At 66.0% G+C, this 8,020-nt stretch carries 8 protein-coding genes; 1 reads left to right on the top strand and 7 read right to left on the bottom strand.

Annotated features, from left to right (window positions below; genetic code table 11):
* From QM685_RS35515 to glnA, 4 genes are all read right to left on the bottom strand, one after another.
* The coding region (locus QM685_RS35515) for a sigma 54-interacting transcriptional regulator (RefSeq protein ID WP_415123982.1) at window positions 1-751 on the bottom strand (751 nt) is incomplete at its 3' end.
* 47 nt (window positions 752-798) lie between these two features.
* Entirely contained in the window at window positions 799-1,935 is a 1,137-nt protein-coding gene (glnL, locus tag QM685_RS35510) for a nitrogen regulation protein NR(II) (protein WP_415123980.1), read from the bottom strand.
* Window positions 1,936-2,433 carry a hypothetical protein gene (locus tag QM685_RS35505; protein WP_415123978.1) on the bottom strand — a complete coding sequence of 166 codons (498 nt, stop codon included), beginning with the start codon at window positions 2,431-2,433 and terminating at the stop codon, window positions 1,936-1,938.
* A 118-nt stretch (window positions 2,434-2,551) separates the two neighbouring features.
* Window positions 2,552-3,967 (bottom strand): type I glutamate--ammonia ligase, encoded by a 1,416-nt coding sequence (glnA, locus tag QM685_RS35500; RefSeq protein WP_415123976.1) that lies wholly within the window; start codon window positions 3,965-3,967, stop codon window positions 2,552-2,554.
* A gap of 461 nt (window positions 3,968-4,428) precedes the next feature.
* Between glnA and QM685_RS35495 the strand changes: the two genes are divergently transcribed.
* Window positions 4,429-4,893 (top strand): rhodanese-like domain-containing protein, encoded by a 465-nt coding sequence (locus tag QM685_RS35495; RefSeq protein WP_415123974.1) that lies wholly within the window; start codon window positions 4,429-4,431, stop codon window positions 4,891-4,893.
* 215 nt (window positions 4,894-5,108) lie between these two features.
* Here the strand turns inward: QM685_RS35495 and QM685_RS35490 are convergent, their stop codons facing one another.
* The 3 genes from QM685_RS35490 to QM685_RS35480 all read right to left on the bottom strand — a co-directional run bounded on the left by QM685_RS35490 (window position 5,109) and on the right by QM685_RS35480 (window position 7,954).
* Complete coding sequence (locus QM685_RS35490; RefSeq protein WP_415123972.1) at window positions 5,109-5,948, bottom strand: competence/damage-inducible protein A; 840 nt, start codon at window positions 5,946-5,948, stop codon at window positions 5,109-5,111.
* A 19-nt stretch (window positions 5,949-5,967) separates the two neighbouring features.
* Entirely contained in the window at window positions 5,968-6,801 is an 834-nt protein-coding gene (locus tag QM685_RS35485; RefSeq protein ID WP_415123970.1) for an EI24 domain-containing protein, read from the bottom strand.
* Between the two features lie 154 nt (window positions 6,802-6,955).
* Window positions 6,956-7,954, bottom strand: coding sequence for a sterol desaturase family protein (locus QM685_RS35480; RefSeq protein WP_415123968.1), 999 nt, complete (start codon window positions 7,952-7,954; stop codon window positions 6,956-6,958).
* Window positions 7,955-8,020: the final 66 nt, after the last annotated feature.

Below are 8,020 nucleotides of genomic sequence, written 5' to 3'. Positions count from 1 at the left end.
CGCGCAGCAGGCGCGTCTGCAGGTCGAAGGGCATGTCGCCGATCTCGTCGAGGAAGAGCGTGCCGCCGTCGGCCTGCTCGAAGCGGCCGCGCCGCGTCGTCTGCGCGCCGGTGAAGGCGCCGCGCTCGTGGCCGAAGAGTTCGCTCTCGAGCAGGTCCTTCGGGATCGCCGCGGTGTTGATCGCGACGAAGGGCCCGCTCGCCCTCGGGCTGTGCTTGTGCAGCGCCTGCGCGACGAGCTCCTTGCCGGAGCCCGACTCGCCGGTGATCAGTACCGTGACGACGCTCTGGCTCAGTCGCCCGATCGCGCGGAAGACGTCCTGCATCGCCGGCGCCTGGCCGAGCATCTCGGGCATCTGCGCGGCGCGTTCGTCGCGCACCTCGTCGCGCAGGCTCTCGTCGACGGCGCGGCGGATCAGCTCGACCGCCTTGGGCACGTCGAAGGGCTTGGGCAGGTACTCGAAGGCGCCGCCCTGGAAGGCGCTGACGGCGCTGTCGAGGTCTGAATACGCGGTCATGATGATGACCGGCAGGCCCGGGTGGCGCTCCTTGACCTTGCTCAGCAGCTCGATGCCCGAGCCGCCCGGCATGCGGATGTCGGAGACGAGCACCTGCGGCTCGTCGTCGTCCATCGCCGCGAGCACGTCGCGCGGGTTCGTGAAGCTGCGCACCGCGAGTTCCTCGCGCGCGAGCGCCTTCTCCAGCACGAAGCGGATGCTTTGGTCGTCGTCAACGATCCAGATGGGTTTCATGCCCTGCCTGCAGTCTGCCCGGCCGCCCGACGATCACGGCTCACGGCTCACGGTAGTGGGATCACGATCTTGAAGAAGGTCCTGCCCGGTTCGCTCTCGCATTCGATCGTGCCCTGGTGCTGCTGCACGAACGTCTGCGCGAGCGTGAGACCGAGACCGGAGCCGCCGTCGCGCCCCGAGACCAGCGGGTAGAAGATGCGATCGCGGATGGACTCGGGCACGCCCGGGCCGTTGTCCTCGATATGCAATTCCAGTGCCAGACGATAGCGCTGCTTGCCCAGCGTCATCTGGCGGGCGATGCGGGTGCGCAGCGTGATGCGCGCATCGCCCGCGGCGATGCGCCCCGCGTACTTCGGATCGCCGTCGGCGCGGCCACCGGCGAGCGCCTGCGCCGCGTTGTGCGCGATGTTCAGCACCGCCTGGATGAGCTGCTCGCGGTCGCCGCGGAAGTCCGGGATCGAGACGTCGTAGTCTCGCGTGACTTCCAGCCCGCGCGGGAACTCCGCGAGGATCAGCGAACGCACCCGCTCGCAGACCTCGTGGATGTTGACGTCGCTGACGACGTGCGGCTTGCGGTGCGGCGCGAGCAGCCGGTCGACGAGCGCCTGCAGCCGGTCGGCCTCGTTGATGATGACCTGCGTGTACTCGGTCAACGCGCGCGTCTCGACCTCCATCTCGAGCAGCTGCGCCGCGCCGCGGATGCCGCCGAGCGGGTTCTTGATCTCGTGCGCGAGGTTGCGGATCAGCTCCTTGGTCGCCCGCGCCTGGCCGAGCGCGCGCTCCTCGCGGTCCTGGCGGGTCTGCTGCTCGATCTCGACGAGTTCGACGAGCACGTGCGGCACGCCGTCCATCTGGTTGACGATCACGTGCACCGGCAGCGCGTCGCCGCCGGCCGGGCCGGGGCGGCGCAGCAGCGCCTCCAGGCGCGAGGTCGAGAACTCGTTGCGCGCGACCGCGGCGACCGTGTCGCGCAGCATCCGGCCGTCGACGAACCAGTCGAACACGGCGCCGCGCTGCACGCTGCGGCGCGACAGCCCGAGCACGTTCTCGAACGAGGCGTTGGCGAAGACGCAGCGGCCGTCGAGGCTGACCACCGCGACCATGGTCGCGAGGTGGTCGAAGGCGGCATAGGCGGCGTCCACCCCGCGCTGGCCCGCGGCGTCGGCCGGTCCGGGAGGCTGCACTCAGCCTCCCAGCTTGGCGAGCTCGCGGCGCAGCGCGGCGATGTCGCTTTCCTTGCGCGCGATCGCCGCCTTCATCTCGGCGACGCGGTCGAGGTACTTCTGGTAGTTCTTCTCGTCGCCGTGCCGCTCGGGCTCGCCGCCGTTGAACTCCTTCTGCAGCGCCGCGAGCTGGTCCTCTTCCTTCTTCAGCTCGGCCTCGAGGATGCGGCGCGAGTCGCCGTCGCGCGCGCGCTGCGCGGCCGGGTCGACCTTGGAGTCGGCCGGGCGGGACGCCGCCGGAGGCACCGGCGTGCCGGTGCGCGGGCGATTGCCCTGGATCACCGTGACCGGCGCGCCTTCGATCGTGCGGCAGCCCTTCTCCTCGGCCGCCTTGGGCGTGAGCTCGCTGGTGTAGAGGTTGCCGGGACAGCGGTAGACGACGCCGGTCGCCTGCGCCCGCGCCGGCACGTGCGCCGCGGCGGCGAGGACGGCGGCGAGGCAAAGGGGTGGCAAGCGCATGCGTCGGACTCCTGGCGCGATTGTCGCCCAGACCGCGGGCCGGCCCCCGCGGTCACCCCTCGAAAAAAAAGGGACGGCATCGCCGTCCCCTTCGTCCCGCGTGCGAAACGTCACGGGATCACAGCGCGTAGTACATGTCGAACTCGATCGGGTGCGTGGTCATGCGGAAGCGCGTGACCTCCTGCATCTTCAGCTCGATGTAGGCGTCGATGTACGCATCGGTGAAGACGCCGCCCTTGGTCAGGAAGGCGCGGCCCTTGTCGAGGTAGTCGAGCGCCTGGTCGAGGCTGTGGCAGACGGTCGGGATCTTCGCGTCCTCCTCCGGCGGCAGGTGGTAGAGGTCCTTGGTCGCGGCCTCGCCCGGGTGGATCTTGTTCTCGACGCCGTCCAGGCCCGCCATCAGCAGCGCGCTGAAGGCGAGGTAGGGGTTCGCGGTCGGGTCCGGGAAGCGCGCCTCGATGCGGCGGCCCTTGGGGTTGGCGACGTAGGGGATGCGGATCGAGGCCGAGCGGTTCTTCGCCGAGTAGGCCAGCTTCACCGGCGCCTCGAAGCCCGGCACGAGGCGCTTGTAGCTGTTCGTGCCCGGGTTCGTGATCGCGTTCAGCGCGCGCGCGTGCTTGATGATGCCGCCGATGTAGAACAGCGCGAATTCCGACAGACCCGCGTAGCCGTTGCCCGCGAACAGGTTCTGGCCGTCCTTCCAGATCGACTGGTGAACGTGCATGCCCGAGCCGTTATCGCCGACGACCGGCTTCGGCATGAACGTCGCCGTCTTGCCGTACGTGTGCGCGACGTTCTGGACGATGTACTTCATCTGCTGCAGCCAGTCGGCGCGTTGCACGAGCGTCGAGAACTTGGTGCCGATTTCGTTCTGGCCCTGGCCCGCGACTTCGTGGTGGTGCACTTCGACCGGAATGCCGATCTGTTCGAGCAGCAGACACATTTCCGAGCGCATGTCCTGGAACGTGTCGACCGGCGCGACCGGGAAGTAGCCGCCCTTCGTGCCCGGACGGTGACCGGTGTTGCCGCCTTCGAATTCCTTCGCCGACGACCACGGCGCTTCTTCCGAACCGATCTTGACGAAGCAGCCTGACTGATCCGTGTTCCACTGGACCGAGTCGAAAATGAAGAATTCCGGCTCCGGACCGAAGAACGCGGTGTCGCCGAGACCCGAGCTCTTCAGGTACGCTTCGGCGCGCTTCGCGAGCGAGCGCGGATCGCGCTCGTAGCCCTTGCCGTCAGCCGGTTCGACGACGTCGCAGGTCAGCACGAGGGTCGATTCTTCGTAGAACGGGTCGATGAAGGCCGTGTTCGCATCCGGGAGCAGCAGCATGTCCGATGCCTCGATGCCCTTCCAGCCGGCAATCGACGAACCGTCAAACGCATGGCCGCTTTCGAACTTGTCTTCCTCGAATGCCGACACCGGCACCGAAACGTGTTGCTCCTTGCCGCGCGTGTCGGTGAAACGGAAGTCGACAAACTTGACGTCTTCGTCCTTGACGAGTTGCATGACGTCGGCCACGGATTTACTCATAACCTATCTCCTGATTAACGAATTCGGCGGATTCAGCCGCCGCCCAATCTAGCTGACCTGCCCCGGCGCGTCCACCTGAAACGGCATCGCAAGGCAGGAAATTCCGCCCGGGGCAAATCGATCGGCACCAATAAAGCAGGTTCTGTGCCATTGAGGGGCCCAACATGAGCCGGACTGGCGCGCAACGTGGTCGCGCGTACGTTTGCGGGGAATACGCGTGGGGCTCACGATGACGCCGCGGAATCCGCACGCGTTTCAATGCACAATACTAGTGCATCCATTCGTTTGATAACGTTGGGTAGTTCCATTCTGGTGCATTTACGCGGAATTGCACCATAATTGCGCATCCGGATCCCTTCCATCACAGTCGGCAAGCTTGCGGGCAACGCGGCTTCGCGCCCGCATGCGCCCCGCACGCCGCGCGCTAGAATGGTCATTTGATCCGAAGGAGATTGACGCTCATGAGCACGCTCGAACAGTTGTACGCGCGGGCGGAAGCCCGTCGCACCGAGAATCAACTGCCCTACGCGGGCGCGATATCGCCTGCCGAGGCGTTCGAACTGCTGCAGCTCGATCCGCGCACGCGTCTCGTCGACGTACGCACTCGCGCCGAACTCGATTGGGTCGGCCGGCCGGTGATCGGCGATGGGCAATACGCACATGTCGAATGGACGCGCTATCCGGGCGCGGTGCCGAATCAGGAGTTCGTGCAGCAACTCGCGCAGGTGGCGTCGCCCGACACGCCGGTGCTGTTCCTGTGCCGCAGCGCCGCGCGCTCGAAGCTCGCCGCGATCGCCGCGACCCAGGCCGGTTTCACCAAGGCGTACGACCTGCTGGAAGGTTTCGAAGGCGACAAGGACGGCCAGGGGCATCGGAAGACGGTGTCGGGCTGGTGCTTTCGCGGGTTGCCGTGGATCGGCGCTTGACGACTGACGGGACGATCGGCACACGGTTCGAGCTCGGGGCGGCCGCGGACTGATTGCGTCGAGATTGCGCCGCTCGCCTCGTTTGCCCGCGCGCGGTGCCAGGAAAACGCGTGGAGCTGGCTCATGGTCGGTGGTGAATGTGACAGGGCGATGATGAGGCGCGTGTCGGTCTTCACCTCGCGACCTACGCCGCGCTAAACCACCCTGCCCGTCGGTTAGTTGCCAGGCCGCGCCACGGCTGCCGCTGCCACTTCCGGCTCGACGATATCGCCGCCGAGCAGATGCACGCCTTCACGCAGCTTCACGAACGCCGCCGCGACGGCCTCCGGCTCGCCCTTGACGCCGAGATCGATGTGGTGCCGCGCATAGACGCCGCCGCGCTCGGCATCGCCGACGCTCGGCAGGCTGAACACCCGCACGCCGGGAAAATCGCGCTCGATCTTCTCCATCAACGGCGTCAAGCGCGATTCCGGCAGTTCGAACACGAGCAGGGACTTTTCCGCGTGCGGCGTGGTGTGGTGCAGATGCGCGTATTGCGTATCGAGCACCCACTCGATCATCGGCCAGGCCATCACCGGAAACCCCGGCACGAAATAATGCTGCCGGATCGAAAAACCCGGAATCTTGTTGTAGCCATTCGGAATGATCGATGCGCCCTGCGGATACGTGCCCATGTTCAGGCGATGCCGGTTTTCGGGCGAATCGAAGTCGAGCGGGGTCGGCGAATTCGCCGGATACATATCGCGGATGCGCTCCTGGATCAGCTTCGCAGCCTCCGGATGCAGCTCGAGCGGCACGCCGAGCGCGGCCGCCGCGCACTGACGCGTGTGGTCGTCGGGCGTCGCGCCGATGCCGCCTGTCGAAAACACGATGTCGCCCGACGCGAACGTACGCCGCAGCGTTGCCGTGATGCGCTCCGGATCGTCGCCGATGTACTCCGCCCAGCCGAGCGACAGTCCGCGCGCGCCGAGCAATTCGATGACCTTTGGCAGATGCTTGTCGACGCGCCTGCCCGACAGGATTTCATCGCCGATGATGATGACGCCAAATGCCATTGCTGCCTCTTTCGGTTGATCAATAGGGAACCGGCGCGGCCTGATGCGCGCCGCCATGCTCCTGCGCCCGCATGCGCTGCAGCGCGCGCAGGCAGTAATAGCCGAACCACAGCGCCGAGAACACGAGGATGAACGCGTAAATCCAGATCGTCACCGCCGTGATTACCGGGAACAGCACGATCAGCCACACCGACGACGCCCACAACAGCGTCGGCAGCGAACTCAGCAAGCCGCTCGTGATGCCGATCAGCAGCAGCGGCAGCCGATGGCGCCGCACCAGCTCGCGCCGCTCGTCGGGCGTCGCATGCAGCGCCAGCGCGTCGTAGCTCATCACGCGATAGGTGAGCCAGCCCCACAGCAGCGGCGGAATCAGCGCGAAGAACGGCGGCACGAGCCACAGCGGCAACGTGACGACCAGTAGCACGAGACACAGCAGCGTGCTCCACAACGCCTGAGCGAGGCTACCGTACCACGTTCCGCCTTTGCGCATTTCGAGTCCGGCAAACTGGCGCGCGCCGAGAAAACGGATCACGGCCGGCATCGACAGCGTCGCGATCAGCATCAGCACCGTGACGACGATCAGCGGAATCGCCACCGCAATCACGATGAACGGCGCGATGACCGCATGCAGCGCCGAAAAACCGAGCCAGTCGAATAGATGGTAAAGCGTGGCGGTGAACGACCAGTCGTCGAGCCACGTGCGGGTCGCGCCGGTCAGCGTCTGCCAGAAAAACCACAGGATCACGCCCCAGCCGGCCGTCGCGACGATAAACGGTTTGAAGGTCAGCCACAGTATGCGCGGATGGAACGCGCTTGCGAGCGCGCGACCGAGCGAGCGCAACAGATCATTCATGCGAGCCAGTGCCTGCGAACGAAACGATGAGGAAGGAAAACGCGCCGCGCGCCGGCCAGCCATGCTGGGGCACGGGAGCGCGCGTACGAACGTACACAGGATAAACCACGGGACACGCCGCCGGGAGCAGGTGACGGCGCGGCGGAGGGTGGGCTCAAATCGCGGCGGCGTCGTTACCCGGCGTGCGGCGCTTCGGCATCAGACGCCGCGCGATGCGCACGAACGCGAGCCAGTGCTGCGCCCAGAAGCCGTCGCCATAGCGGTGGCCTGCGAGCTGATCGGTGATGCCGGTCGGCTCTACGTCGCGGCTCCACGAGACGCTGCCAAACAGCATGTCCCACCACGGGAACAGCACCCCGAAGTTGCAGCCGTACTTGAGCCCTTCGTGACCGTAGCCGATTGCATGGTGACGCCGATGGAACGTCGGACTGACCAGCAACCGCTCGCCGAGCCAGCCGTAGTACAGCCGGATATTCGCATGCTGGACGCTTTGCGCGAGATTCGTGATGGCGACCAGCACGACGAATTGCGACGGCGGCACACCGATCACGAGCGCGATCGCCGCGAAAAACGACGCCTGCAGCAGATCGTCGAGCAGATGATTGCGGTCGTCCGACCAGAGGGACATCTGCCGCTGGCTGTGGTGCACCGCGTGCAGTTCCCACCACACGCCGATGCGATGCTCCCAGCGGTGATACCAGTAGCCGGCGAAGTCGAGCACGAGCAGATACATCACGAACGTGACGAATGGCTGCGTGGTCACGCCGGGCCACAGATTGTCGAAGTTGATGTTCGCGATGCCGTTCAGCCGCAGCCAGCCCTGCACGTTGTCGAAGAACGGTTGCAGCGCGAAGAAAAAGAACAGATTGAGAATGCCGAGCTTGGCGATCCACGTGTACAGCACGTCGACGCGTACCGCCCTGCGGTTGTCCCACTGCTCGGCCGGACGCAGCGCCTCGAGCGGACGCAGAAGCGCGTACATCGCGAGCACCTCAAGCACGCCGACGATGACCCAGTACAGGCTGTCGTACGTGTCTTCGTCGTAGTCCATCAGGTTGAAGCGGAACAGCAGCGGTTGCACCACGTCGACGTACAGCCATGTCTGCACGGCTGAAACGAAGTTGTCGAGCGAGGCAAAAATCAGATGGAACATGGTGCTGGCCTGGTTACTTCATCCGTGCAGGTTACTTCATCCGTGGCTCGCGCGCAGCGCCCTGTT

The sequence above is a fragment of the Paraburkholderia sp. genome, from assembly GCF_047605525.1.
In the GTDB taxonomy this organism is placed as follows: Bacteria; Pseudomonadota; Gammaproteobacteria; order Burkholderiales; family Burkholderiaceae; genus Paraburkholderia.
The sequence above is the reverse complement of the archived record's forward strand: the minus strand, read 5'-3'. Positions and strand labels throughout refer to the sequence as shown.